The sequence below is a fragment of the Photobacterium sp. GJ3 genome (genome assembly GCF_018199995.1).
GTDB lineage: Bacteria > Pseudomonadota > Gammaproteobacteria > Enterobacterales > Vibrionaceae > Photobacterium.
This window is the reverse complement of record NZ_CP073578.1, coordinates 3,335,047-3,361,290: the sequence shown is the minus strand read 5'-3', so window position 1 is coordinate 3,361,290 and position 26,244 is coordinate 3,335,047. Positions and strand designations below refer to the sequence as shown.

Below are 26,244 nucleotides of genomic sequence, written 5' to 3'. Positions count from 1 at the left end.
TTTTTGGCATGTTTTCTGGTGAAGTAAAATGAGTTCAATTACATAAGGATACACTCATGAAGACAATGCTGAAATCACTACCAGTCATGGTAACGGTGGCGTTTTTACCGTCAGTTGGTCATGCTACGATATTGCCCCAATCCGCTCCGGCTCCAGCACTGGATGCTGATGCTGAGAGGTTCGGGGTGCTGAATTCGCTTCCTTCTGATCCCTCTATATACATCAATGGCACTTACGAAATTTTGGTCAAACCGCATTTTCGCTCTCTGGAGGTATTGTGGGCCAGGATATGAATTTGTATGTCAGTCATGATAATCGAGTTCGCGGGCAGGGCGTGACGATTGCAGTCATTGATGATGGCCTTGAAATTGGACATCCGGATTTGGCTGCGAATATCCGTCCGGGATCTCGTGATGTGCTCAATAATGACGATGACCCCACACCGGATAACCCAAATGATGCACACGGCACGTCAGTCGCTGGGATTGCAGCTGCAGTTGGCTGGAATGATATCGGTGTTCGCGGCGTTGCACCCTATGCGGGCTTGAAAGGATTTAACTGGCTGAAATATCAATCGATGGGGGCTTGGTTGCTGTCGCATGGGGAAGCTGAGAATACGGCTGATGTCCGTGTATTTAACCAAAGCTATGGTGCTTCAACGATGGTGCCTGTTAAGTACGATCTGAATAATTTGAATACAGCGTTGAAAGAGCAATCATACGAACGGGTAACTCGGGAGTCGCATTCTGGTTTGGGCAGTATTTTCGTGAAATCTGCGGGAAATAGTTATCAAAGTTTCCGTATGACTTTCGATCAAACCCTGGGGAATACCCGTATTTTGCCAGGGGATTATTATGATAGTCAGCGTGTTGGTCCGGCGAACCATGGCCTACCAATGCAGGACAGTAACATCACTTCAGACAATGCCAACTTCTGGAATTTAGTGGTGTCGGCAGTGAATGCCAATGGCGTACGTTCTTCTTACTCTTCCGTGGGTTCGAATGTATTTGTCTCTGCACCCGGTGGAGAATACGGTACGGCCTCTCCAGCAATGATTACGACTGATATCTCAGGCTGTGATGCGGGTTACAATACGGTGAATCGTCTGACCAATGGGCTGCATGGCGGCAATCAAATGGATCCCTTGTGTGATTATAACGGTGTGATGAACGGCACTTCTTCTGCTGCGCCAAATACATCGGGTGCGGTTGCCATGATTATGTCTGCCAACCCAGACTTAAATTGGCGTGATATCAAACATATTCTGGCATCAACGGCGACGAAGATTGACCCGGACCATCCTGGTGTGAATCTAACTTTTACCGACTCAAATCAAGCGGAAATGACTTATTCCGCGATTCCGGGCTGGCAAACCAATGCCGCGGGCTATGATTTCCACAACTTCTATGGATTTGGCCGGGTGAATATCGATGATGCGGTTGCCATGGCTCAAACCTACCCAGACGCGTTACCGCCATTGACGATCTCACCGTGGTACCGCATTACAGCGACCAATGATATTCCGGATGCCGATCTGGCCGGTACGGTGAGCAACTATCAGCAGGCCAGTGACTTTGTGGTCGAGGCGGTTCAGGTCAAAGTTGATATCGATCATGAGCGAGTGCACGATCTGGCGATAGAGCTCGTTTCACCCTCAGGGACGCGCAGTGTCATTCTGTCGCCACGTTCAGGGTTAGTCGGGCAGTCCGTGAATGAGAATGTGCGCGGTTTTGAGCAGCAACTCCTGCTGTCAAACCATTTTTATGGTGAATCTGCACAGGGGCGATGGCAACTGGTTGTTCGGGATACGAATCAGGCCGTTTCTCATTGGCTCGCGGAACCCAATAATCAACAACCGTTGTTGTTCAGCCAGCAAAACAACACTCAGGACGGTGTGCTGAAATCATGGGATATTCGTTTCTTCGGTCATCAGGGGTAAATTATTATGAAAACTTTAATTCTGTGTACGTCATTATTATTTGCTGCACCGTTGCTGGCGGATGATTCGTCGCTTCCATTGGCTGAATCGCTTTCTCAGGGGCGTGGCGACATTTTGATGATTAATGGCGTTGCTTATCAACAGTTGTCCGAGAATCTGGCAGGGGAAACGCGGCAGAAACGTTCTTTGTCGGTCAATCCCATTCTGCGGAAAGGCGACAAGCTGGTCGCAGTGAATTCAACCGAAGGAGCGGTTGAGATCACCGGCAGCTTCCTGATCCGTTTGGAGCCGGGTGTGCATGTCGCGGCATTTGCAGCACAGCATCAGCTGGAACTGGTCTTTACCGGTGATGAGATCGCGTTGCTGAAAGCCAAAGAGGGGGTGAACCTGCTGCCTTTACTGGAGCAACTGGAGCAAAGCCACCAGGTCGAGCAGGTCGCGCTGGAACTCAATCAACAGCTCAATGAGCCGCAGTAACTCAGGCTGTGCATGGTGAAAGAAAGGAGCTTCGGCTCCTTTTTTTGATGCTGTGAGACACAGAGCAAGGTTGTGCTATTCTTGCGCTTTTGTATGACGTGAATCGCGAAAAGGAAGACATGGCACAGGCTCCTTATCTTATCCCGGCAGAATCGGTTGTGACCGAGGAAGAAATTAAAAAAAGTCGGTTTATCACTTATCTGGCGCATACGTCCGGGATAGAGGCTGCCAAAGCGTTTGTTCAGACCATCAAAACCCGTCATGGTGATGCGCGCCACAACTGCTGGGCTTTTGTGGCGGGGCGTCCGGAAGACTCAATGATGTGGGGATTCAGTGATGACGGCGAGCCTTCCGGCACAGCCGGAAAACCGATTCTGGCTCAATTGAGTGGTTCTGGGGTCGGGGAGATCACTGCAGTGGTCACGCGCTATTATGGTGGGATCCGTCTGGGAACTGGCGGTTTGGTGAAAGCTTATGGTGGCGGCGTTCAGCAAGCTCTCTCTGTGCTCGTGTCCAAAGAAAAGGTGATTACTTCACCGATTTATCTGTGCTGTGCGTATAATCAGGTGCCTTTATTAGAAGCTGTAATGGCTGAGTATGGCGCTGACGTGACAAAAGCCGACTATGGCGCGGATGTCACTTTGCTGATTGAGATCGACAGTCGTCGGGTTGAGGACTTTAAGACCTGTCTGATAAATCGCAGTGGCGACCGGATTCGGATTCAGGACGCAAACACGGCTTTATAAAACAAACTAGACTGAGCGCCCGCAAGATTATGCAAATTCGTTCCATTATCCGTATCGTTGGCCTGCTGCTGGCACTGTTTAGTGTCACCATGCTGGTTCCAGCCTTTATCGCCTTACTGTACCGGGATGGTGCAGGTTTTCCCTTTGTGGTGACCTTCTTTATCTTACTGGCGGGTGGTGCGGCACTGTGGCTACCTAACCGGCATCACCGGCGAGAACTGAAAGCCCGGGATGGATTTCTGATTGTTGTTTTATTCTGGACCGTTATCGGCAGTGCCGGGGCTGTGCCTTTTATTCTGTCGAAAAACCCGGACCTCTCCTTTACAGACTCATTTTTTGAATCTTTCTCCGCCCTGACAACGACCGGGGCAACTGTGATTGTCGGACTGGATGCTTTGCCGAAGGCGATTCTTTTTTATCGTCAGATGCTGCAATGGTTCGGCGGGATGGGGATTATTGTCCTAGCTGTCGCGATTTTGCCGGTGCTGGGCATCGGGGGTATGCAGTTGTACCGTGCTGAAATTCCGGGCCCGGTGAAAGACAGTAAGATGACCCCGAGGATCGCAGAAACCGCGAAGACGCTCTGGTACATCTATCTGACGCTGACCATCGCCTGCGCTGTGGCTTTCTGGGCTGCCGGAATGGATGTGTTTAATGCGATAGCCCATAGCTTTTCTACGGTTGCCATTGGCGGGTTTTCGACGCATGACGCCAGTATCGGGCATTACAACAGCCCTGCGATCAATATGGTGACCGTCGTCTTCTTGCTGATCTCTGCCTGTAATTTCTCATTGCACTTTGCAGCCTTTTCAAATCGGGGAACGCATTTGCGAACCTATCTTCGCGATCCTGAATTCAAAGCCTTTCTGGTGGTGCAGGTGATTTTGTTTGCGATTTGCTACAGCTTACTGATGAAGCACCACACTTACGACAGCTGGTGGGAGACACTGGATCAGGCGCTGTTTCAGACGGTATCGATTTCGACGACGGCTGGATTTACGACCACCAGTTTTTCTGAGTGGCCGCTGTTTTTGCCTGTGCTGCTTTTATTCTCCTCTTTTATAGGCGGATGCGCCGGCTCAACCGGTGGTGGTATCAAAGTGATTCGAGTGTTGTTGCTGTTTTTACAGGGTGTGCGTGAGCTGAAGCGTCTGGTGCACCCCCGAGCGGTGTACACCATTAAAGTGGGGAATAAGGCTTTGCCACAACGAGTGGTCGATGCGGTCTGGGGTTTTTTCTCTGCTTATGCGCTGGTATTTGTGATGTGTATGCTGGTGTTGGTTGGAACCGGCATGGACGAACTGACTGCATTTTCGGCCGTCGCTGCAACATTGAACAATCTGGGGCCGGGCTTGGGCCAGGTTTCAGTTCATTTTGGTGAAGTGAATGACGCTGCGAAGTGGACCTTAATTGTCGCCATGTTGTTTGGCCGCCTTGAAGTCTTTACGCTACTGGTTCTGTTTACCCCGACATTCTGGCGTAACTAAGGAGATCATTATGGAAAAGGTGCTGATGCTGCACTCCAGTCGTGAAGGGCAGACCATCAAAATACTCAGACAGATAGAGCAGGAGCTGGGCTCAGAGTTTCAGTGTGACGTTCTGGATATTCATCAGTTGCCAGAGATCAACTTTGCTCAGTACAGCAAAGTCCTTATGGGGCCTCTGTCCGTTACGGACATCTGAACAAAAAGTTATATCAGTTCATTGCACACCATCAGGTACAGCTTGAGGCACAGAAAGTGGCTTTTTACTGTGTGAACCTGACAGCAAGAAAACCGGGTAAAGATACGCCCGAGACCAGTGTGTATATGCAGAAGTTTTTACAGAAGTCCCCTTGGCGTCCTGATTTACTGGAAGTCTTTGCCGGCGCACTGCGTTATCCGAGGTATAACTGGTTCGATCGCACCATGATTCGGTTCATTATGCGAATGACCGGTGGGGAAACGGATACGACAAAAGAAGTGGAATATACGGACTGGAAACGTGTTTCCGCCTTTTCAAAGGCATTTAAGCAACTCTGAAGGGCAAAAAAAAGGCGGTTTTGGTTAACTTTTGTCCGAAAAAAAGAAAAAACAAAAAAATCTTAAAAATGCGCTTGCGCCCTGAAAGAAAGTCCCTATAATGCCGCCTCACTGAACGGGGTTACGGCAAAGAAAGCTGAAAACCAAAGGTTCACGGGAAAGTTGTTCTGAAATAGATTGAAAAAAGTGTTTGACACGGTTTTTCATTTCGATAGAATGGCCGCCCTGTCCACGAGGAGCAAAGCGCGAATCTGGCAAAGTTCTTTAACAATTTGACCATGCAATCTGTGTGGGCACTCGACAATGATACAGTCAAAAGATTTTATCAGTGAACTGAGTGACCAATTGGTAGCACTTTCTTGAAAGAGTTACCGGCACAGTCAATTCGTTTCAACTTCGGTTGAAACATCAGTAATCACTGAGCCGCTTCTCTTCGGAGAGGCAACAAAATTCTAATTGAAGAGTTTGATCATGGCTCAGATTGAACGCTGGCGGCAGGCCTAACACATGCAAGTCGAGCGGCAGCGACATCAATAATCCTTCGGGTGCGTTGATGGGCGGCGAGCGGCGGACGGGTGAGTAATGCCTGGGAACATGCCTTAGTGTGGGGGATAACCATTGGAAACGATGGCTAATACCGCATAATCTCTACGGAGCAAAGCGGGGGACCTTCGGGCCTCGCGCGCTAAGATTGGCCCAGGTGGGATTAGCTAGTAGGTGGGGTAACGGCTCACCTAGGCGACGATCCCTAGCTGGTCTGAGAGGATGATCAGCCACACTGGAACTGAGACACGGTCCAGACTCCTACGGGAGGCAGCAGTGGGGAATATTGCACAATGGGGGAAACCCTGATGCAGCCATGCCGCGTGTGTGAAGAAGGCCTTCGGGTTGTAAAGCACTTTCAGCAGTGAGGAAGAGGTGGTGTTTAATAGATACCATCTTTGACGTTAGCTGCAGAAGAAGCACCGGCTAACTCCGTGCCAGCAGCCGCGGTAATACGGAGGGTGCGAGCGTTAATCGGAATTACTGGGCGTAAAGCGCATGCAGGCGGCGTGTTAAGCCAGATGTGAAAGCCCGGGGCTCAACCTCGGAATCGCATTTGGAACTGGCATGCTAGAGTCTTGTAGAGGGGGGTAGAATTTCAGGTGTAGCGGTGAAATGCGTAGAGATCTGAAGGAATACCGGTGGCGAAGGCGGCCCCCTGGACAAAGACTGACGCTCAGATGCGAAAGCGTGGGGAGCAAACAGGATTAGATACCCTGGTAGTCCACGCCGTAAACGATGTCTACTTGGAGGTTGGTGTCTTGAACACTGGCTTTCGGAGCTAACGCGTTAAGTAGACCGCCTGGGGAGTACGGTCGCAAGATTAAAACTCAAATGAATTGACGGGGGCCCGCACAAGCGGTGGAGCATGTGGTTTAATTCGATGCAACGCGAAGAACCTTACCTACTCTTGACATCCAGAGAACTTTCCAGAGATGGATTGGTGCCTTCGGGAACTCTGAGACAGGTGCTGCATGGCTGTCGTCAGCTCGTGTTGTGAAATGTTGGGTTAAGTCCCGCAACGAGCGCAACCCTTATCCTTGTTTGCCAGCACTTCGGGTGGGAACTCCAGGGAGACTGCCGGTGATAAACCGGAGGAAGGTGGGGACGACGTCAAGTCATCATGGCCCTTACGAGTAGGGCTACACACGTGCTACAATGGCGTATACAGAGGGCAGCCAACTAGCGATAGTGAGCGAATCCCACAAAGTACGTCGTAGTCCGGATTGGAGTCTGCAACTCGACTCCATGAAGTCGGAATCGCTAGTAATCGTGGATCAGAATGCCACGGTGAATACGTTCCCGGGCCTTGTACACACCGCCCGTCACACCATGGGAGTGGGCTGCACCAGAAGTAGATAGCTTAACCTTCGGGAGGGCGTTTACCACGGTGTGGTTCATGACTGGGGTGAAGTCGTAACAAGGTAGCCCTAGGGGAACCTGGGGCTGGATCACCTCCTTACCTAAAGACTGCGTTGTTGACGCAGTGTCCACACAGATTGCCTGGTTAAAATGTAAAGACGCATCGTGTCCCGTTCGTCTAGAGGCCTAGGACACCGCCCTTTCACGGCGGTAACAGGGGTTCGACTCCCCTACGGGACGCCACTTTCTAACTGCACTTACGAGTGTGATTAGAAAGTGGTTTTTTCTCTCTGGAGAAAAGATGCACATGCTCTTTAACAATCTGGAAAGCTGACTAGTAATTCAATCGATATGACGATTGAATCAAACTGTTTCGAAAGAAACAGAGTTCTCAAGCAATACACATTCAAGTGTCTTGTATTTTTTATCTTCACTTTTCAAAGTGAAGATAAAGTGAGTCCGGCGAAACAAATCAAACCTTGGTTGTTTGCGATACAGACCCTTTGGGGTTGTATGGTTAAGTGACTAAGCGTACACGGTGGATGCCTGGGCAGTCAGAGGCGATGAAGGACGTACTAACTTGCGATAAGCGGTGATGAGGCAGTAAGAGCCACTTGAGTCACCGATTTCCGAATGGGGAAACCCAGCTGCATAAGCAGTTATCATCAGGTGAATACATAGCCTGGTGAGGCGAACCGGGGGAACTGAAACATCTAAGTACCCCGAGGAAGAGAAATCAACCGAGATTCCGGCAGTAGCGGCGAGCGAAACCGGATTAGCCCTTAAGCGTTTTTTGTGTCAGGTGAAGGCTCTGGAAAGTGCCGCGATACAGGGTGACAGCCCCGTAACCGACGATACCTTAAACGTGAAAACGAGTAGGACGGGACACGTGTTATCTTGTCTGAAGATGGGGGACCATCCTCCAAGGCTAAATACTCCTGACTGACCGATAGTGAACCAGTACCGTGAGGGAAAGGCGAAAAGAACCCCTGTGAGGGGAGTGAAATAGAACCTGAAACCGTGTACGTACAAGCAGTAGGAGCCCTTCGGGGTGACTGCGTACCTTTTGTATAATGGGTCAGCGACTTAATTTCAGTAGCAAGGTTAACCATCTAGGGGAGCCGTAGGGAAACCGAGTCTTAACTGGGCGTACAGTTGCTGGGATTAGACCCGAAACCAGGTGATCTAGCCATGGGCAGGTTGAAGGTGAGGTAACACTTACTGGAGGACCGAACCGACTAATGTTGAAAAATTAGCGGATGACTTGTGGCTAGGGGTGAAAGGCCAATCAAACCTGGAGATAGCTGGTTCTCCCCGAAAGCTATTTAGGTAGCGCCTCGGACGAATACTACTGGGGGTAGAGCACTGTTAAGGCTAGGGGGTCATCCCGACTTACCAACCCTTTGCAAACTCCGAATACCAGTAAGTACTATCCGGGAGACACACGGCGGGTGCTAACGTCCGTCGTGGAGAGGGAAACAACCCAGACCGCCAGCTAAGGTCCCAAAGTATCACTAAGTGGGAAACGATGTGGGAAGGCTCAGACAGCCAGGATGTTGGCTTAGAAGCAGCCATCATTTAAAGAAAGCGTAATAGCTCACTGGTCGAGTCGGCCTGCGCGGAAGATTTAACGGGGCTAAGTGATACACCGAAGCTGCGGCAATGCGATTTATCGTATTGGGTAGGGGAGCGTTCTGTAAGCGGCTGAAGGTGTGCTGTAAGGCATGCTGGACGTATCAGAAGTGCGAATGCTGACATGAGTAACGACAATGGGGGTGAAAAACCTCCACGCCGGAAGACCAAGGGTTCCTGTCCAACGTTAATCGGGGCAGGGTGAGTCGACCCCTAAGGCGAGGCCGAAAGGCGTAGTCGATGGGAAACGGGTTAATATTCCCGTACTGCTTACTATTGCGATGGGGGGACGGAGAAGGCTAGGTGGGCCGGGCGACGGTTGTCCCGGTTCAAGGGTGTAGGCTGATGGTTTAGGCAAATCCGGACCATCTTTAAGGCTGAGACCCGATGTCGAGCCACCACGGTGGTGAAGTCATTGATGCCATGCTTCCGGGAAAAGCCTCTAAGCTTCAGATAGTAAGGAATCGTACCCCAAACCGACACAGGTGGTCGGGTAGAGAATACCAAGGCGCTTGAGAGAACTCGGGTGAAGGAACTAGGCAAAATGGTACCGTAACTTCGGGAGAAGGTACGCTGCCGGTGGTGAAGAGACTTGCTCTTGGAGCTGCTGGCAGTCGCAGATACCAGGTGGCTGCAACTGTTTATTAAAAACACAGCACTGTGCAAAATCGAAAGATGACGTATACGGTGTGACGCCTGCCCGGTGCCGGAAGGTTAATTGATGGGGTTATCTTCGGAGAAGCTCTTGATCGAAGCCCCGGTAAACGGCGGCCGTAACTATAACGGTCCTAAGGTAGCGAAATTCCTTGTCGGGTAAGTTCCGACCTGCACGAATGGCGTAATGATGGCCACGCTGTCTCCACCCGAGACTCAGTGAAATTGAAATCGCAGTGAAGATGCTGCGTCCCCGCGGCTAGACGGAAAGACCCCGTGAACCTTTACTACAGCTTGGCACTGAACATTGACCCTACATGTGTAGGATAGGTGGGAGGCTTCGAAGCAGGTACGCCAGTATCTGTGGAGCCGTCCTTGAAATACCACCCTTGTCGTGTTGATGTTCTAACGTCGCCCCGTTATCCGGGGTGCGGACAGTGCCTGGTGGGTAGTTTGACTGGGGCGGTCTCCTCCCAAAGCGTAACGGAGGAGCACGAAGGTGGGCTAATCACGGTCGGACATCGTGAGGTTAGTGCAATGGCATAAGCCCGCTTAACTGCGAGAATGACGGTTCGAGCAGGTGCGAAAGCAGGTCATAGTGATCCGGTGGTTCTGAATGGAAGGGCCATCGCTCAACGGATAAAAGGTACTCCGGGGATAACAGGCTGATACCGCCCAAGAGTTCATATCGACGGCGGTGTTTGGCACCTCGATGTCGGCTCATCACATCCTGGGGCTGAAGTCGGTCCCAAGGGTATGGCTGTTCGCCATTTAAAGTGGTACGCGAGCTGGGTTTAGAACGTCGTGAGACAGTTCGGTCCCTATCTGCCGTGGGCGCTGGATGATTGAAGGGAGTTGCTCCTAGTACGAGAGGACCGGAGTGAACGAACCGCTGGTGTTCGGGTTGTGTCGCCAGACGCATTGCCCGGTAGCTAAGTTCGGAACAGATAACCGCTGAAAGCATCTAAGCGGGAAGCTGGCCCTGAGATGAGTCATCCCTGAGACTTTAAGTCTCCTGAAGGGCTGTTCGAGACTAGAACGTTGATAGGCAGGGTGTGTAAGCGTTGTGAGGCGCTCAGCTAACCTGTACTAATTGCCCGTGAGGCTTAACCATACAACACCCAAAGGGTTTGAAGTACGGACTCCATAAGCACTTGAATGATGTGCTGAGAACACTAGACAGTTTTCCAGAGATTGTCCCGAACTGCGTGCCCAGGGTAGCGCAGGAAGAATCAAGGCTGACAAAGCCGCCCACGCACTGAACGAAGGCGTGTACATGAGTACATAACTGAGTGAAGGAGGCAGGCAATGCCGTCAGGATTGATTCTCACCAGCGGGATGATCACACCGATTTTGCCTGGCGACCATAGCGCTGTGGACCCACCTGATCCCATGCCGAACTCAGACGTGAAACGCAGCAGCGCCGATGGTAGTGTGGGGTCTCCCCATGTGAGAGTAGGACATCGCCAGGCACCCTATTTAGAAATCAGAGTCACTCTGGTTTCGACCGTGTGGAGCGGTAGTTCAGTTGGTTAGAATACCGGCCTGTCACGCCGGGGGTCGCGGGTTCGAGTCCCGTCCGCTCCGCCACTTCTTAGAAGCCCCAGTCGAAAGACTGGGGCTTTTTTCATATCAGGACTTCCGAAAAGTACTGCGTACTTTGGTTGCGGGCCGGAATGCTGGATTGAACGCGACGTCAAGCTGCTGTTTTTATAAGCGCTTGATAAAGCAATGAATCATTTTCAGGATCTAGGGCTGGTAATTCTCGCCAAGCTGTATACAATACTCATCACTTCTAGGGGATTAGTTCAGTCCGGTAGAACGTCGGTCTCCAAAACCGAATGTCGGCGGTTCGAATCCGTCATCCCCTGCCAAATTTAAAAGCCTCGTCTCCGGACGGGGCTTTGTCGTATCTGAGGTTCAGCGCGTTGCGCTGATGTCGGCGGCTGGAGCGCCAGCCCGGTCGATCCGTCATCCCCTGCGAAATAAAGCCCACTTCTGAACGAGGTTGATGTCGTTTATCCTCGGCGTTACAAGGCACTCAGCAGCATTATCCGCGCTGGAGCAACTGATACCCCAGAAAACAGGCAGCGAGGCTCAGGACGACATTGAGCAGGATATTAAGCCCAGCTTTCACCAGAGCACCTTGCTGAAGCAGAATCAGGTTGTCCATTGAAAAAGTGGAAAAGGTCGTGAGTGCGCCCAGAAAGCCCAGACCGATCAGTGGTCGCCACGGGGTTGCTGCAATCCAGCCTTGGTTCAGCGCAGACATCAGAGCCCCCATGATCAGTGAACCGATCACATTGACCGCCAGTGTACCGTAAGGAAATCCCCGTCCGAACAGGACTACGCAGAGCTCAGCAATGAGGTAACGGCTGCAGGCACCTAAAGCACCGCCTGCGGCAATGAAACTCAGCGTCATCAATTGATTCATAGGTTTTCTCTGACAATAAAATGTTCAGCCATACTAATAGCATGAAATGGAGCCCATGTTGAATGCCTGAAAGCAGGCAAAAAAAGAATGATGGCGAAGGAGATCAGATGAGGCTGTATAAGAGCGTATTGCTGGCGGTGAATCCGGATCATCCGCAGGCGCAACAGCAGGTGGTGAAAGCCGGTGTGATTGCCTCACATCATCAGGCGGATTACTTTCTGGGCTATGTCGAACCAGGTGCCGGGGAGGTCAGTTTTCTGGATATTGAATTACAACTGGAAGAAGCACACAACGCACAGCAGCAAAAAAGGATGAAACAACTGTCTGAGCTGGCGCAGCATTCCCCTCTGCCGGTTCGGGCGATTCATCTGGCAGATGGGGACATTGCAGCACAAATCACAAAGCTGGCCCATCAGGTGAAGGCTGAATTGGTGATTATTGGCCGTACCCGGCACGAGATACTCTGGCTGAACGATCTTCATCATCATCTGGCTCAGAAGCTCGACTGCGATCTGCTGGTGATCCGCTGAGTGGATAAAACATCAGCTGCTGCTTGCTGGAAGCCGCCGTCTTGCATATACTCGTGGCTCAACTTGTCGGAGTGCCAACTGGCTGAGACCGCATCGCGGGATCCGTTGAACCTGATCAGATTAGTATCTGCGAAGGGAACAAGAGAAAAATCTTCTGCCTTGCTATCTTTTCGTGATAGCAGCTGTATCAGACGATGCGACACGCCCTACTTGTGTCTGCCTCTTGTTTACGCGCCCATCCGCCAAGCAACTTCCCTGAAATGGATAAAAGGAAATTGCTATGTCGAGTCGCAAACAAGCGAGACTGGAAGCGAAACAATTCATTGATTCTCTCACCACCCAAGCCTATCCCAATTCACGAAAAATCTATGTAACCGGCAGCCGGGACGATATCCGTGTCGGGATGCGGGAAATTTCTCAGGCTGATTCATTAGTCGGTGGTGATAAAAATAACCCGATCTTTGAACCGAATGAGCCGATTCGTGTCTACGACACCTCCGGCTTTTATACCGACCCTGCACAGGCCATCGATATCTATCAGGGTTTGCCGAAACTGCGTGAATCCTGGATTGAAGAACGAAGTGATACCGAACTGCTGGATGAACTGAGTTCAGCGTATACCAAAGAACGTCTGGCGGATGACACGTTGGATGAGCTTCGCTTTTCACATCGTGCCCGCGTCCGTCGCGCTCAGGCAGGTCAGTGTGTGACACAGATGCATTATGCCCGTCAGGGGATCATTACACCGGAAATGGAATATATCGCAATTCGCGAAAATATGGGACGCGCCCGTTACCGGGATGAGGTCCTCAACCAGCAGCACCCGGGACAAAGCTTCGGGGCAAACCTGCCTAAAGACATTACCCCTGAATTTGTACGCAAAGAAGTCGCCGAAGGTCGGGCGATTATTCCGTCGAACATCAACCACCCGGAATCGGAGCCGATGATTATCGGCCGGAACTTTCTGGTGAAAGTGAATGCCAACATCGGTAACTCTGCGGTGACGTCTTCCATTGAAGAAGAAGTGGAGAAGCTGGTCTGGTCGACACGCTGGGGCGGCGATACCGTGATGGATCTGTCGACCGGACGTAATATCCATGAAACGCGTGAGTGGATCATTCGCAACAGCCCGGTGCCTATCGGCACGGTGCCTATGTATCAGGCGCTGGAGAAAGTGAACGGTATTGCCGAGAATCTGACCTGGGAAGTGTTCCGCGATACCTTGCTGGAGCAAGCAGAGCAGGGCGTCGACTACTTCACTATTCATGCCGGTGTCTTGCTGCGGTTTGTACCGATGACAGCGAAGCGTGTCACGGGCATCGTATCCCGTGGGGGCTCCATCATGGCGAAATGGTGCCTGGCCCATCATAAAGAAAGCTTCCTGTATGAGCATTTCCGCGAGATTTGCGAGATCTGTGCCCAGTACGATATTTCTCTGTCACTCGGCGATGGTCTGCGTCCGGGCTCGGTGGCCGATGCGAACGATGAAGCGCAGTTCAGTGAACTGCGAACTTTGGGTGAGCTGACCAAAATTGCGTGGGAATACGATGTTCAGGTGATGATTGAAGGACCGGGGCATGTCCCGATGCATCTGATCAAAGAGAACATGGAAGAGCAGCTCAAACACTGCGATGAAGCGCCTTTCTACACCCTGGGCCCGCTGACCACGGATATTGCACCGGGTTATGACCATATCACTTCGGGGATCGGCGCGGCCATGATTGGCTGGTATGGCTGTGCCATGTTGTGCTACGTCACGCCGAAGGAGCACTTAGGTCTGCCGAATAAGGATGACGTCAAAACCGGCCTGATCACCTACAAGCTTTGTGCGCATGCCGCGGATCTGGCGAAAGGCCATCCGGGGGCACAGGTACGTGACAATGCGCTGTCTAAGGCGCGGTTCGAGTTCCGCTGGGAAGATCAGTTCAATCTGGGCCTCGACCCGGATACTGCCCGTGCTTATCACGATGAAACGCTGCCGCAGGAATCCGGCAAGGTCGCACATTTCTGCTCGATGTGCGGTCCGAAATTCTGTTCGATGAAAATCTCTCAGGAAGTGCGCGAGTACGCCAAAGCGAATGAAGAAGCGCAGGTGATTCAGATGCTTGAGGACCCGCTGGAAGGGATGCGTCAGAAGGCAGAGGAATTCCGTGAGAAAGGCAGCGAGCTGTATCATCAGGCAAAAAACCATGAGGCGGAGCAGGCATGAGTGGTGATGTAAAACAGGGATTTCCTGCGATGGAGGGCGGCATCGGGCCGCTCTATCCCGTGGTGGATGATGTTCGCTGGATTGCTCAGTTGTTGCCGTTAGGGGTGAAAACCGTTCAGCTACGTATCAAGGATCCGGCGCATCCTGAACTGGAAGCACAAATCATTGAGGCCATCCGTCTGGGACGGGCGTATCAGGCACAGGTGTTTATCAATGATTACTGGCAACTTGCTCTGAAGCACGGTGCTTATGGTATACACCTGGGACAGGAAGATCTGGATATTGCTGATTTGGATGCATTGCGGGCTGCCGGGATCCGTCTGGGCGTTTCAACCCGCACCGCAGCAGAGCTTCAGCGTGGTATGGCGATCGCACCCAGTTATGTGGCGATTGGCCATATTTTCCCGACCCCGACCAAAGAGATGCCAACCCCGCCGCAAGGCGTTGCGCAGTTGTCAGAACATCTGGCGACCGTTGGGGGCCGATTCCCGACCGTGGCGATTGGCGGCATTGACCTGACCAACGTCGATGCAGTCTGGCAGACCGGCGTCTCCAGTATCGCTGTGGTGCGTGCCGTGACTGTCGCCCCGGATACAGCGCAGGCATTGTTAGCCTTCGCAGACAAACTGGTGAGGTGAACCGTGTTGTCTGATGAATCATTTATGCGCTATCACCGTCAGGTGCAGTTGCCCGAGATTGGTGAGTCGGGTCAGCAGGCCCTTGAGCAGGCGAAGGTTCTGATTATCGGTGCGGGTGGTCTGGGCGCACCGGCTGCGCTCTATCTTGCCGGCGCAGGTGTGGGTAGTCTGGTGATTGCGGATGGCGATCGGGTCGAGCGCTCGAATCTGCAGCGTCAGATTATCTACCGCGATCGGCATCAGGGAGAAAGCAAAGCGCAGGCGGCAGTCGCGCAGGTCAAAGCGCTGAACCCGCATATCCGTGCCCGTGCCGTCACGGCAAATCTGGCCAAACTGCAACTGGCGATGGAAATCAGTCTGGCTGATGTCGTGCTTGACTGTACCGACAATTTCGACAGTCGTCATGCGATCAATCAGGCTTGTTTTGCCCATCAGAAAGTGCTGATTTCTGCCGCGGCGATCCGCTGGCAGGGGCAACTGATGAGTTTTGACTTTCGCGCGCAGCAGGGGCCCTGTTACCACTGCCTGTTTCCGAACGGCGAGATGAAAGCTCCGCAGAACTGCAGTGAATCCGGGATTGCCGGACCTGTGGTCGGCATTATGGGGACATTTCAGGCCCTGCAGGCGATCAAAGCCATTACGGGCAGCGGTGAGCCCGGTGTCGGCCAGTTTCGCCAGTTTGATGCACTAACCCTGCAATGGCAGCAATTTGGACTGCCGATGAACCCGCAATGTCCTGTATGCAGTAAGGAATCTTTATGACCACGATGACCGTTCAAGTGAACGACAAAGCCCTGCAACTGACAGCCGAAACATCGCTGCTGCAATTGCTGGAACAACTCGCGCTGCCTTTGGATGCGACGGCGGTTGCACTCAATCAAGGCATTATCAGTCGCGACAGCTGGGCTGATACCCGGCTCAGTGATGGCGATACCATTGCCCTGTTTCAAGCCATTGCCGGAGGTTAAGATGCTGACCATTGCTGATAAAACATTTTCTTCCCGTCTTTTCACCGGTACCGGTAAGTATGCCGGCCGGGACGCGATGGCACAGTCAATTCTGGCATCCGGCTCTGAGCTGGTGACCATGGCACTCAAGCGGGTCGACATTGAAAACCGGGATGACGATATTCTTGCCCCGCTGCGGGAGGCTGGTGTCAATCTGTTGCCCAATACTTCGGGGGCCAAAAATGCCAAAGAGGCGATTTTTGCCGCGCAACTGGCCCGGGAGGCGCTGGGCACCAACTGGTTGAAGCTGGAAATTCATCCGGATCCCAAGTACCTGATGCCAGACCCGATTGAAACCCTTGCCGCGGCAGAAACCTTGGTACAGCAAGGCTTTATTGTGTTGCCTTATTGCCATGCTGATCCTGTGTTGTGCAAGCGCCTGGAAGAGGTGGGCTGTGCTGCGGTCATGCCTCTGGGGGCGCCGATTGGCTCAAACAAGGGGCTGGCTTCGCGGGATTTTCTCGACATCATTATCGATCAGGCGCGCGTCCCTGTGATTGTGGATGCCGGGATTGGTGCGCCTTCTCATGCGGCTGAGGCGATGGAACGCGGTGCGGATGCGGTGCTGGTGAATACGGCCATCGCGGCATCTGCCGATCCGATTGCCATGGGCCGGGCTTTTAAACTGGCAGTGGAAAGCGGTCGGATGGCGTTTGAGGCGGGCCTTGCGGGCACCGTCAATCAGGCGGTGGCTTCCAGTCCGCTGACCGCATTTCTGGATGCCGGCAGCTAAGGAGGCCCCATGAGTTATGTCGATGTATGGCGGCAACTGGACTGGGATGATGTCCGGATGTCGATTTACAGCAAGACGGCCGCCGATGTTGAGCGGGCGCTGAGCCGCCGCAAGCGGGATCTGGAAGATTTCAAAGCGCTGATTTCCCCGGCGGCAGAGCCGTATCTGGAGCAGATGGCCCAGCAGTCGGCAGCCCTGACCCGGCAGCGGTTTGGTCGGACCATCGGGTTTTATGTGCCTTTGTATCTGTCGAACCTCTGTGCGAACAGCTGTACTTACTGTGGCTTTACCATGGAAAATAAGATCAAGCGCCGTACCCTGAATCTGGCAGAGATTGAGCGGGAATGCGACGCGATCAAGGCCATGAATTTTGACAATGTGCTGCTGGTGACGGGAGAGCATGAGCGTAAGGTCGGGATGGACTACTTCCGTGAGACTGTCCCGGCGATTAAGCGCCATTTCAGCTATTTATCAATGGAAGTCCAGCCGCTGGATCAGGACGATTATGCCGAACTGAAAATTCTGGGTTTGGATGCGGTGATGGTGTATCAGGAAACTTACAGCGCTCCGACCTATGCTCAGCATCATTTGCGCGGCAATAAGATGGACTTTGAATACCGGCTGGAGACCCCGGACAGGCTGGCCCGGGCAGGGATCGATAAAATCGGCATTGGTGCGCTGATTGGTCTGGAGGAATGGCGCACGGATTGCTTCTTTGTCGCCAGCCATCTGGATTATCTGGAACGCACGTACTGGCAGAGTCGTTATTCGATTTCGTTCCCGCGCCTGCGGCCATGTACCGGTGGTTTAGAACCGAAATCAGTGATGAACGATCGCCAGCTGGTGCAACTGATTTGCGCTTACCGGTTGTTTAATCCGGAAGTGGAATTGTCGATGTCGACCCGGGAATCTCCGCATTTTCGCGACAATGTACTGCCGCTTGGGATCACTAGCATGTCTGCGGGTTCGAAAACCCAGCCGGGCGGCTATGCCGATGACGAACCGGAGCTGGAGCAATTCGCGATCAGTGATGAAAGAGCTGTCGCCGATGTTGCACATTCGGTGAAGCAGCACGGTTTTGAAGTGGTGTGGAAGGACTGGCATCCCGCGTATTCCGGGGTTCAGTCATCCTGACCTGATGAACCCTGGCACAGGAGCTCTGAAACAACAGGCTGAAGCATAACTTCAGCCTGTTTTTTTATGGATTCAATCGGATTATTCCGTAAAGACGGCGTTAACCTTGGCGTCGTAACGCGCATGGATGTTGGATGAGAAATGTTTGGCGGTCAGTTCAATTTTCAGTTTCTGAACTTCGACAGGCTGTTCAAAGAACACCGAGAGTTTACCGGATGGGTATTTCAGGTAGCTCGGGTAAATCTGTTCGTTGTTTTCGTCGTAGAAGAAAGCGACTACCGACTGGTTGCGAGCGTTGGCAGTGGTCTCGACGATCAGCTCCAGCGATTTTACTTTTTTGTTGTTGTAGGGTGTGATTTCAACGGTCTTCGTGACCGGAGTGCCGAAGCGGGCATAGATTGATGTCCCGGCTGAAAGCGTCTCATCGAAATCGATCACCGGATCGTGATCCGGAAAGCTGGTGGCGTCATTCGGTTTGCTGTTCCCGAAATATTCCTGCAGCAGGGTAAAATTGTCACCATCGTGATCTGTGTTGGCATCCAGACCCACCACGTCATATGTCTTTTTCCACCAGGTGGGCAGGTGATCGTTGTCAATGGATGTGCTTTCGCCGTAATTGAACCGGAAGTTTCCTTCAAAGCGCTGGCTGCCCTGCGTGAAATCTGCGTTATACAATGAAATGATCGCGCGGTAATTATCCTGCCAGTACGCGATAGGCGTCTCGAAAGCATGTTCGCCGCGGCCAGGGCGACAATCCAGATTATGGACGCGCTGGTTCGCTGCATTATAAATTTCGATCTTACAGTCCACCGCCCGGGGTTCATTGTTGTCAAACCCCAGCGTCACCAGATGGCGGCGGTCAGTCGGCAGATTGAATTTGACCGGTATGTTGACCCGCTGACCTTTGTAAATGGTCTGGCTGATCGCTTTATTGTATATGTCCAGATGAGGATTGGTATTGGCAAACGCGCTCAGCGATAAGAAAGGGAGGACGAGTAAGAGTGGTTTTTTCATGACATAACCTTATGAATTTCATTAATTATCGTTTCAGTCAGGCATGCTAACGGGTGAATGTTTGGTGTGAAAAGAGTTAATAGTGGCTGTTTCTTACGTGACGCCGCATGAACGGCGATCCATAAAAAAAAGCCCGGCACGATGGCCGGACTTTCAGAAGCATCCTCGGAACGAGCGCTTAGCGATGAATCGGTGCCGTTGCCTGTTTCAGCCAGTCCAGATCGGCACCTTCCAGAGATGGGCTGATCACATCAAAGACCTTCTGATGATAGGTGTTGAGCCAGTCCAGCTCGACATCGTTCAGTAAACTGAGATCCACCAGACGACGGTCAATCGGCGCACGGGTCAGGGATTCAAAGCCCAGCACTGTCATGTCGCCTTCGGTTGCCACTTCCACCACCAGTTCCAGGTTTTCGATCCGGATGCCGAATGCATCGGCACGGTAGTAGCCCGGCTCATTCGACAGCACCATACCCGGCAGCAGCGCGGTTGGGTTCGGTGCTTTGGAGATCCGCTGCGGGCCTTCATGCACATTCAGGAAGTGGCCGACGCCATGGCCGGTGCCATGGTCGAAATCAAAGCCATAAGCCCACAGATGCTGGCGGGCCAGTGCATCAAGCTGCGAACCTGTGGTGCCGCGCGGGAAACGGGCACTGGCCAGCGCGATATGGCCTTTCAGGACCAGCGTGAAGGTTTGCTTCACTTCCTCGCCCGGCGTGCCGATGGCGATGGTCCGGGTGATATCTGTGGTGCCGTCCGGGTACTGACCGCCGGAGTCCACCAGATAGACATTGTCCATTTCCAGCACACCTGGCTCAGGCTGATTATTGTGATTGTAGTGACACATGGCGGCATTGCCGCCTGCTGCAGAAATGGTGTCGAAGCTGACATCCGTACAGCTTGGGTCTTCAATGCGGAATTGCCACAGCTGGTCGGCCAGCGTCGCTTCATCCAGCAATTTACCGTCTGCGACCTGACGATCGACCCAGGCCAGGAACTTGGAAACCGCAACGCCATCACGGATATGGCTGGCCTTCATGCCAGCAACTTCGGTGGCATTCTTCGCCGCTTTTGGCAGCATGCAGGGATCTGCGCCTTCAAGGATGATGGCGCCAGCGTCACGCAGGGTTTGTCCGGCCCAGGCATTGCTGGTGGCCGGGTCGAGCAGGACGCGTTTTCCTTGCAGGGCATTTAAGCTGTTTTTCAGGGTTTCCGGAGCCTGAACGCGGACACCTTCGCCGACGTGTGCCGCAAACTCAGCTGGCAGACGGGCCTGATCAATGAAGAAATCGACGCTGCCATCGTTGTGCAGAATGGCTGCGGAGAGCAGCACAGGCAAGCAGGCAACATCACTGCCGCGTACGTTCAGCAGCCAGGCAATACTGTCGAGCTGAGTCAGCAGAACGGCATCAGCCTTTTGTTTTTGCAGGCTGGCAGCAATCTTAGCGCGTTTGTCGCTGCTGCTTTGGCCGACGAAATCCAGCCCCATCAGGCGGGCATCCGATAGAGTAGGGGCTGGGCGATCTGCCCACAGCGTATCAATCGGATTGGCTTCCAGCAGCACCAGCGTCAGATCGCTGTTCAGGGTTTGCTGAGTACGCTTCAGCCAGGCACCGCTGTGCAGGCGCGGGTCGACGGCAATTTTGCTGCCCGAAGCGAGTTGTGTTTCCACCCAGTGCATCGGTGGTTCTTCGATCAGATGACGGTACTCAAACACGTCGCCCGGCACTTGTTTACGAACCTGAACCACATAACGGCCATCCACGAAGACGGCAGCCTTATCACGGGCAATGACGGCTGCACCGGCAGAGCCGGTAAACCCGGTTGCCCACAGCAGGCGTTCATTGTGTTCCGGGATGTATTCACCCAGAAATTCGTCTTCATGCGGGATCACCAGAGCGTCAAGCTGTTCTGCGGCCAGCCACTCGCGGATCTGTGCCACGCGTTGAGAAATCACTGATTGCATCTGTCTCTATTCCTTTTTGTTGAGGTCATCCCAGGGGGATGCGCCAAGCCTGTGCCTTAATCACCCTGACGACGGCAGCAAGCTGATCCGGTTACGGTAGCGCTTTTGGCTGGCGCCTGCAATTATCGGCTAGACAATTCGCGGCATCCGTTAACGATGATCTGCCTTAACCATCTATGGCCTGAGTCATTTTCCTGATGTTTTGGCCAGAAAAGCGTGTACGCCATAGCAGGAAGTGCTGTGGGTAATGGCAACACGACCAAATTGAGCTGAGCCGCGACATAATCGGCAAAATGGCTGGGGGCCGTAAAAATTAGGTCAGTATGGGTACATAGGCTGGCGGCACTGTTAAAGTCTGGCACATACATGGCGATATCGCGTTGCAAGCCCTGCTCTGCCAGTTTGTAGTCCAGCAGCCAGCGGTCATCCCGGCCGCAGCGGACCTGAATATGTCGCTGACGCAGGTAATTGCTTTGATTCCACTGCCCATCCGCATGCAGCGCCAGAACCGGATGGCCGGGCCGCACGATACAGCGCTGGGTATCGCGGTGCAGTTCCTGAAACAGAATCCCCTTGGGGGGCATCAGGGTGAGTTGGGCATCCAGCGGATTGAGATCTTTGCCGGTGATCCCAAAGTCGATTTCGCCGCGCAGCATTTTATCGAACGTGTCCGGCTCCCAGGCATGGGTATCCAGCAGGATGTTCGGCCCCTGACTGAAAATTTCCCCCAGAAAGCGCGGCATCAGCAGCGGGTAGGCACTTTCAACCAGTGACATTTTGAAATGCCGGTCGCTGTTTTGCGGTACGAACTCCGCCGGTTCGGTCAGGTTTTCAATGTCCTGCAACAGTTTTTCCAGCACAGGTTGCAGGCTTTTGGCCCGGGGGTCGGCAGCAACCCATGGGCGCTGCGGACGAACAGGGCATCATTAAACTGCTCGCGCAGCCGCGCCAGACTTTTGCTGACAGCCGACTGGCTCAGGCAAAGGCGTTGTGCCGCACGGGTGACGCTGCACTCCTGCAGCAGGACATGCAGGCAGACCAGCAAGTTCAGGTCGAGCCGGGCGAGTTTATCTACAGTCATTGCAAGATCCGTGATTCGGTTAAGATATTCCAAAATGGAAACTTCACAGTGAATATAAACCATTTTAATTCATATCACGAAGTCCTTACACTGGCGCGGTCTTTGGAGAGGAACCTGTGAATGAAGCCTGAATCGTCTGCATCAAACCGCCGCATCGTGGCACTGATGGTCCTGCTGGTGCTGTTTAGCCCGCTGGCTATCGATATTTACCTGCCTGCGCTTCCGGCCATGGCCGATAGTTTTGCCGTGGATGCAACGCTGGTTCAGGATACGGTGACCTGGTTTATGTTCAGCCTGGGTCTTGGACAGGTCTTTGCCGGCCCGCTGGCGGACCGTTTTGGTCGTCGTCCCATCGCCCTGATCGGGGTGGCTGTGTATGCCATGAGTTCCACGCTGGCCTATGTGGCGCAGTCGCTGGATATCATGCTGCTTGCCCGTTTCCTGCAGGGCTTCGGTGCCTGTGCGACGTCGGTGGCTGCGTTTGCCGCCGTGCGGGACAGTTTTGGTCCGGAGCGGAGCGGCCGGATGATCAGTTATCTGAACGGTGCAATTTGTTTTATTCCGGCGCTGGCTCCTCTGCTGGGCTCCTGGCTGACCCATGAATTCGGCTGGCGCGCTAACTTCAGCTTTATGGCGGGGTTTGCGGTAGTGGCCGGGGCGCTGCTGACGACTTTCTTCAAGGAAACCCGTCCGGCAGATACCTTTGTCAGCGGTGCGATGTTCAGTCCGTCCCGCTATGTGTCTGTGCTGCGTGAGCCGGTGTTTGTCTTTCATGCTTCCATGGCCATGCTGGCGATGGCGGTGATTCTTGCCTATGTGACTTCAGCGCCGATGTGGCTGATGGTGCATCTGGGGCTGGACATGGGTCAGTTCACCTTGTGGTTCGGTATCAATGCTGTGCTCAATATTATTGCCTGCATGGTCGCGCCGAAATGTATGGATAAGGTGGGCTCCCGCCGGACTCTGATGTCTGGTCTGGCGATGCTGACGGTGTCTGGCGGGATGATGCTGATTCTGAAAGATATCTCAACAGCCTGGGCCTTTATGCTGCCGATCTTCATGAGCTCGTTTGGCTTTGCTTTTGTGCTGGGGTCGGCGGCCGGAAAAGCGCTGGCTCCGTTTGGCGACCGTGCCGGAACCGCTGCGGCGATGCTGGGCCTGTTCCAGATGAGCGGTGCGGGCCTGATGGTCAGCCTGACACAGCGACTGGATCTGACACCGCCGCTGCTGCTGACGTTCCAGATGCTGATGCTGTTGCCGGGCCTGCTGATTTTGCTGTCCCGTCGCGGTCGCCAGTGGCATCCGGCTCCGGCTCAGGAATAACAACAGAACCATTTTTGGCATATAACTAGACGCCCGAAAAAGGCGCTGGGTCTCGACAACCCTTCAACTCTCGCTTGGCCTGTCACTTGGTGACAGGCCTTTTTTTCAGGTATTTGTTCCACTCACTCAGCAGGAGGCGTTGGCATCTTCGGACTTGGCTTTACCGCGCCATTGCTGAATCAGCAGGCCGATGATAATCATCACCAAACCCACTAAGGTTGCCGGATGGATTGTCTCGCCAATGATGGTGGCCAGCAGCATCAGAGAAATGAAAGGCGACAGGAAGATCAGGTTACTCAGTTTGGCGGTATTGCGCGTCAGCTTCATGGCGTTGAGCCAAAGCACAAAGGTGATCCCCATTTCAAACAGGCCGACATAAGTCACAGCCAGCCAGCCCTGCCAGGGAATGGGTTGCCAGCCGCCCATCACGAGACTCAGACCGACCGAGCACGGCAGCGACAGCAGAAAACCCAGCAGGACACCCACGACGGGATCGGCCTGATTCTTGGTATTCAGAATCCAGAACAGTGCCCAGAGCAGGGTCGACAGCAGGGCCAGCGTGACGCCGAGCGGACTGTCGAACTGCAACGCCATCAGATCCCCTTTGGTGGCGATCACCACCACGCCCAGATAACCGAACAGACAGGCCACCCAGTCCTGCGGCCGGATTTTCTGACCGAGAAAAACCGCAGCCATCAGCGTCAGGGTGATCGCCCAGCTGTAATTCAGCGGTTGGGCCTGCGAGGCCGGCAGTAATTCATAGGCCTGAAACAGCACCAGATAATAGATGCACGGATTGATCAGGCCGAGCATCAGGTAATAAAACGGCCGGGCACGCAGTGTTGGCAGCAGCAGGCTGAGCTTGCCCTGAAAACCGGCAATCACCAGCAGGGCAATCGCAGAGACGACGCTGGCCGCAGCCACCATCTGAACGGGTGAAAAATAATTCAGAGTGATTTTGAAGGCGGTGGCGACGGTGGACCATAAAAGGACGGCGGCGAGGCCGAATCCGAGCGCTTTCTTTTCCTGCATACTGCGGCTTCCTGCTGCTGGCGGTGGGGTGGCAGGATCGTTGTTGGTCTCCTGCCGTAAAAACCGTCAGTTTATGCCATTTGTGCTTAGTCAGCCAGCACAGGATGCCGCCGCGATCTCAGTTTGATGCAGACAATATCTGGACATTTATCCAGTATCTTTTTAGCCTTATTCTATCGAAGTAAATGAAGTCAGGCGGGAAACGGTTCAATGATGGGTGAATGGCTCAGTGAGAATGGTCAGTGGCTGGCAGCGGCGATTACCGCGGCCGTCGCAGCGGGCGGGGCAACAGCGGCCTGGTTTCAGGGGCGATTGCGCCAGCAGGCCGAGATCTGGCAGCGTCAGCTGGAGGCGGAAACCCGGTTGGCCCAGCAGCGAGAGCAGCAACTGCGTCAGGAACTGGCTGAGCAACAGCAGGAACTGGACACACTGGATGTCGAGCGGGACCGGCTCAGCAATGAACTGCGCCAGATGCATGCCCGGCTGGCGGCGGCGGTTGAAAAGCTGCGTTATCTCGAAACCCTGCGTCAGGAACATCAGGCGCTGACTGAACGGCTGGAGGCATCCCGGCAGTCTGAATACGGCCTGGCAGCGGATCTGCGTGAACTGCAGACCCGTTACCGGGAGGAGCAGAAAGCATCGCATGAAAAAATTCAGTTGCTGGAAAACGCTGAAACCCGGCTGCAACAGCAGTTTGAAAGCCTGGCCAACCGCCTGTTCGAACAGAAAAGCCGGAGCGTGGATGCGCAGAATAAGCTCAGTCTGGACGGGTTACTCAGCCCGCTGAAAGAGCAGTTGGAAGGGTTTCGCAAGCAGATCAACGACAGTTTCAGCCATGAAGCCCGTGAGCGGCATACGCTGGTGCACGAAATTAACAGCCTCAAGTTGCTGAACGAGCAGATGGCCCGGGAAGCGGTGAATCTGACGCAGGCGCTGAAGGGAGACAATAAAGCGCAGGGTAACTGGGGAGAAGTGGTGCTGTCGCGGGTGCTGACGGAATCCGGCCTGCGCGAAGGCCATGAATACCGGACGCAGGTGAACCTGGAAGACAGTCATGGCAAGCGCTATCAGCCAGACGTGGTGGTGCATCTGCCGCAGGACAAAGATGTGGTGATTGACGCCAAGATGTCGCTGGTGGCGTATGAGCGTTATTTTCATGCCGAGACTCAGGTGGAGCGGGACAAGGCTCTGAGTGAGCACCTGACCTCGCTGCGCGGTCATATCCGAGGCCTGAGTCGTAAGGATTATCATCAGCTACATGGGGTGCGCAGTCTGGATTATGTGCTGATGTTTATTCCGGTCGAACCGGCGTTTCAGGCGGCGGTTGAAGCCGATCCGGCGCTGATCCGTGATGCCATGGACAGCAATATCATGCTGGTCAGCCCGACCACACTGCTGGTGGCGCTGCGAACCATCAATAACCTGTGGCGCAACGAACGCCAGAACCAGAATGCCCGGCAGATTGCCGAGCGGGCCGGAAAACTGTACGACAAGCTGCGGCTGTTTGTTTCGGATATGGAGCAGGTGGGCGGTGCGCTGGATAAAGCCAGCCTGAGTTATCAGGGGGCGATGAATAAGCTGGCGTCCGGACGGGGCAATATTATCCGTCAGGCCGAAAGCTTTAAGGAACTGGGCGTGGAGGTGAAACGGGATCTGCCGCTGTCGGTGACGGAACGTGCTCTGCAAGACAGTGAGGCTGTGCACGGCATCACCGAGACGGTGAATGACACACCATGACGCTTCAAGTAAACTACGGCCCATAAAACGAA

The 26,244-nt window shown here is 53.5% G+C and carries 18 protein-coding genes, 3 tRNA genes, 3 rRNA genes, 2 pseudogenes and 1 riboswitch; of the genes and pseudogenes, 21 read left to right on the top strand and 5 right to left on the bottom strand.

What is annotated here, in order from left to right:
- The first annotated feature begins 56 nt into the window (after positions 1-56).
- The 12 genes and pseudogenes from KDD30_RS15715 (at position 57) to KDD30_RS15660 (ending at position 11,248) form a co-directional block, all read left to right on the top strand.
- Positions 57-293 (top strand): hypothetical protein, encoded by a 237-nt coding sequence (locus tag KDD30_RS15715; RefSeq protein ID WP_211646665.1) that lies wholly within the window; start codon positions 57-59, stop codon positions 291-293.
- Positions 278-1,939 carry a S8 family peptidase gene (locus tag KDD30_RS15710; RefSeq protein ID WP_211646664.1) on the top strand — a complete coding sequence of 554 codons (1,662 nt, stop codon included), beginning with the start codon at positions 278-280 and terminating at the stop codon, positions 1,937-1,939. The genes KDD30_RS15715 and KDD30_RS15710 overlap by 16 nt, the downstream gene beginning before the upstream one ends.
- Positions 1,940-1,945: 6 nt before the next feature.
- Entirely contained in the window at positions 1,946-2,416 is a 471-nt protein-coding gene (locus KDD30_RS15705; protein WP_211646663.1) for a hypothetical protein, read from the top strand.
- Positions 2,417-2,535: 119 nt separating this feature from the next.
- On the top strand, positions 2,536-3,162 hold the full coding sequence (locus KDD30_RS15700; RefSeq protein WP_211646662.1) for a YigZ family protein: 627 nt from the start codon (positions 2,536-2,538) through the stop codon (positions 3,160-3,162).
- Positions 3,163-3,191: 29 nt separating this feature from the next.
- Positions 3,192-4,649 (top strand): TrkH family potassium uptake protein, encoded by a 1,458-nt coding sequence (locus KDD30_RS15695; protein WP_211646661.1) that lies wholly within the window; start codon positions 3,192-3,194, stop codon positions 4,647-4,649.
- Between the two features lie 10 nt (positions 4,650-4,659).
- Positions 4,660-5,183 (top strand): annotated as a pseudogene (gene hemG, locus KDD30_RS15690) (menaquinone-dependent protoporphyrinogen IX dehydrogenase).
- A 453-nt stretch (positions 5,184-5,636) separates the two neighbouring features.
- A 16S ribosomal RNA gene (locus KDD30_RS15685) occupies positions 5,637-7,188 on the top strand.
- 67 nt (positions 7,189-7,255) lie between these two features.
- Positions 7,256-7,331 (top strand) — tRNA-Glu (locus KDD30_RS15680).
- Positions 7,332-7,603: 272 nt separating this feature from the next.
- A 23S ribosomal RNA gene (locus KDD30_RS15675) occupies positions 7,604-10,488 on the top strand.
- A gap of 242 nt (positions 10,489-10,730) precedes the next feature.
- A 5S ribosomal RNA gene (gene rrf, locus KDD30_RS15670) occupies positions 10,731-10,846 on the top strand.
- The 16S, 23S and 5S rRNA genes sit together here with 3 tRNA genes alongside, the layout of an rRNA operon.
- A 41-nt stretch (positions 10,847-10,887) precedes the next feature.
- Positions 10,888-10,964, top strand: a tRNA-Asp gene (locus KDD30_RS15665).
- 207 nt (positions 10,965-11,171) lie between these two features.
- Positions 11,172-11,248, top strand: a tRNA-Trp gene (locus KDD30_RS15660).
- A gap of 176 nt (positions 11,249-11,424) precedes the next feature.
- Here KDD30_RS15660 and crcB read toward each other — a convergent pair.
- On the bottom strand, positions 11,425-11,808 hold the full coding sequence (gene crcB / locus KDD30_RS15655; RefSeq protein ID WP_211646660.1) for a fluoride efflux transporter CrcB: 384 nt from the start codon (positions 11,806-11,808) through the stop codon (positions 11,425-11,427).
- Between the two features lie 107 nt (positions 11,809-11,915).
- On the opposite strand from crcB, the gene KDD30_RS15650 reads away from it, so the two are divergent.
- From KDD30_RS15650 to thiH, 7 genes are all read left to right on the top strand, one after another.
- Positions 11,916-12,338 carry a universal stress protein gene (locus KDD30_RS15650; RefSeq protein WP_211646659.1) on the top strand — a complete coding sequence of 141 codons (423 nt, stop codon included), beginning with the start codon at positions 11,916-11,918 and terminating at the stop codon, positions 12,336-12,338.
- Between the two features lie 57 nt (positions 12,339-12,395).
- Positions 12,396-12,493, top strand: a riboswitch (TPP riboswitch).
- A 125-nt stretch (positions 12,494-12,618) separates the two neighbouring features.
- On the top strand, positions 12,619-14,547 hold the full coding sequence (gene thiC / locus KDD30_RS15645; protein WP_211646658.1) for a phosphomethylpyrimidine synthase ThiC: 1,929 nt from the start codon (positions 12,619-12,621) through the stop codon (positions 14,545-14,547).
- Positions 14,544-15,185 (top strand): thiamine phosphate synthase, encoded by a 642-nt coding sequence (gene thiE / locus KDD30_RS15640; RefSeq protein ID WP_211646657.1) that lies wholly within the window; start codon positions 14,544-14,546, stop codon positions 15,183-15,185. The genes thiC and thiE overlap by 4 nt, the downstream gene beginning before the upstream one ends.
- A 3-nt stretch (positions 15,186-15,188) precedes the next feature.
- Complete coding sequence (locus KDD30_RS15635) at positions 15,189-15,947, top strand: HesA/MoeB/ThiF family protein (protein ID WP_211646656.1); 759 nt, start codon at positions 15,189-15,191, stop codon at positions 15,945-15,947.
- The gene (thiS, locus tag KDD30_RS15630; RefSeq protein WP_211646655.1) at positions 15,944-16,153 is read left to right on the top strand and encodes a sulfur carrier protein ThiS; all 210 of its coding nucleotides are present in this window, start codon (positions 15,944-15,946) and stop codon (positions 16,151-16,153) included. The genes KDD30_RS15635 and thiS overlap by 4 nt, the downstream gene beginning before the upstream one ends.
- Before the next feature lies 1 nt (position 16,154).
- The gene (locus KDD30_RS15625) at positions 16,155-16,925 is read left to right on the top strand and encodes a thiazole synthase (RefSeq protein ID WP_211646654.1); all 771 of its coding nucleotides are present in this window, start codon (positions 16,155-16,157) and stop codon (positions 16,923-16,925) included.
- Positions 16,926-16,934: 9 nt separating this feature from the next.
- Complete coding sequence (gene thiH / locus KDD30_RS15620) at positions 16,935-18,059, top strand: 2-iminoacetate synthase ThiH (RefSeq protein ID WP_211646653.1); 1,125 nt, start codon at positions 16,935-16,937, stop codon at positions 18,057-18,059.
- Between the two features lie 81 nt (positions 18,060-18,140).
- Here the strand turns inward: thiH and KDD30_RS15615 are convergent, their stop codons facing one another.
- The 3 genes and pseudogenes from KDD30_RS15615 to KDD30_RS15605 all read right to left on the bottom strand — a co-directional run bounded on the left by KDD30_RS15615 (position 18,141) and on the right by KDD30_RS15605 (position 22,120).
- Entirely contained in the window at positions 18,141-19,073 is a 933-nt protein-coding gene (locus KDD30_RS15615; RefSeq protein WP_211646652.1) for a hypothetical protein, read from the bottom strand.
- A gap of 178 nt (positions 19,074-19,251) precedes the next feature.
- Entirely contained in the window at positions 19,252-21,039 is a 1,788-nt protein-coding gene (locus KDD30_RS15610) for an aminopeptidase P family protein (protein WP_211646651.1), read from the bottom strand.
- Positions 21,040-21,161: 122 nt separating this feature from the next.
- A pseudogene (locus tag KDD30_RS15605) lies at positions 21,162-22,120 on the bottom strand (LysR substrate-binding domain-containing protein).
- A gap of 120 nt (positions 22,121-22,240) precedes the next feature.
- Between KDD30_RS15605 and KDD30_RS15600 the strand changes: the two are divergent.
- The gene (locus tag KDD30_RS15600) at positions 22,241-23,443 is read left to right on the top strand and encodes a multidrug effflux MFS transporter (RefSeq protein ID WP_211646650.1); all 1,203 of its coding nucleotides are present in this window, start codon (positions 22,241-22,243) and stop codon (positions 23,441-23,443) included.
- A gap of 126 nt (positions 23,444-23,569) precedes the next feature.
- Here the strand turns inward: KDD30_RS15600 and KDD30_RS15595 are convergent, their stop codons facing one another.
- Positions 23,570-24,475 (bottom strand): DMT family transporter, encoded by a 906-nt coding sequence (locus KDD30_RS15595; RefSeq protein ID WP_211646649.1) that lies wholly within the window; start codon positions 24,473-24,475, stop codon positions 23,570-23,572.
- A 213-nt stretch (positions 24,476-24,688) separates the two neighbouring features.
- Between KDD30_RS15595 and rmuC the strand changes: the two genes are divergently transcribed.
- Entirely contained in the window at positions 24,689-26,212 is a 1,524-nt protein-coding gene (gene rmuC, locus KDD30_RS15590; RefSeq protein ID WP_371826101.1) for a DNA recombination protein RmuC, read from the top strand.
- Positions 26,213-26,244: the final 32 nt, after the last annotated feature.

Bases quoted from the DNA above. Each gene is read 5' to 3' on its own strand.
- thiH (WP_211646653.1), top strand. From the start codon at position 16,935: ATGAGTTATGTCGATGTATGGCGGCAACTGGACTGGGATGATGTCCGG.
- thiE (WP_211646657.1), top strand. From the start codon at position 14,544: ATGAGTGGTGATGTAAAACAGGGATTTCCTGCGATGGAGGGCGGCATC.
- thiC (WP_211646658.1), top strand. From the start codon at position 12,619: ATGTCGAGTCGCAAACAAGCGAGACTGGAAGCGAAACAATTCATTGAT.
- KDD30_RS15610 (WP_211646651.1), bottom strand. From the start codon at position 21,039: ATGCAATCAGTGATTTCTCAACGCGTGGCACAGATCCGCGAGTGGCTG.
- KDD30_RS15695 (WP_211646661.1), top strand. From the start codon at position 3,192: ATGCAAATTCGTTCCATTATCCGTATCGTTGGCCTGCTGCTGGCACTG.
- KDD30_RS15705 (WP_211646663.1), top strand. From the start codon at position 1,946: ATGAAAACTTTAATTCTGTGTACGTCATTATTATTTGCTGCACCGTTG.
- KDD30_RS15600 (WP_211646650.1), top strand. From the start codon at position 22,241: ATGAAGCCTGAATCGTCTGCATCAAACCGCCGCATCGTGGCACTGATG.
- KDD30_RS15595 (WP_211646649.1), bottom strand. From the start codon at position 24,475: ATGCAGGAAAAGAAAGCGCTCGGATTCGGCCTCGCCGCCGTCCTTTTA.
- thiS (WP_211646655.1), top strand. From the start codon at position 15,944: ATGACCACGATGACCGTTCAAGTGAACGACAAAGCCCTGCAACTGACA.
- KDD30_RS15615 (WP_211646652.1), bottom strand. From the start codon at position 19,073: ATGAAAAAACCACTCTTACTCGTCCTCCCTTTCTTATCGCTGAGCGCG.
- KDD30_RS15625 (WP_211646654.1), top strand. From the start codon at position 16,155: ATGCTGACCATTGCTGATAAAACATTTTCTTCCCGTCTTTTCACCGGT.
- crcB (WP_211646660.1), bottom strand. From the start codon at position 11,808: ATGAATCAATTGATGACGCTGAGTTTCATTGCCGCAGGCGGTGCTTTA.
- KDD30_RS15650 (WP_211646659.1), top strand. From the start codon at position 11,916: ATGAGGCTGTATAAGAGCGTATTGCTGGCGGTGAATCCGGATCATCCG.
- KDD30_RS15700 (WP_211646662.1), top strand. From the start codon at position 2,536: ATGGCACAGGCTCCTTATCTTATCCCGGCAGAATCGGTTGTGACCGAG.
- KDD30_RS15715 (WP_211646665.1), top strand. From the start codon at position 57: ATGAAGACAATGCTGAAATCACTACCAGTCATGGTAACGGTGGCGTTT.
- rmuC (WP_371826101.1), top strand. From the start codon at position 24,689: ATGGGTGAATGGCTCAGTGAGAATGGTCAGTGGCTGGCAGCGGCGATT.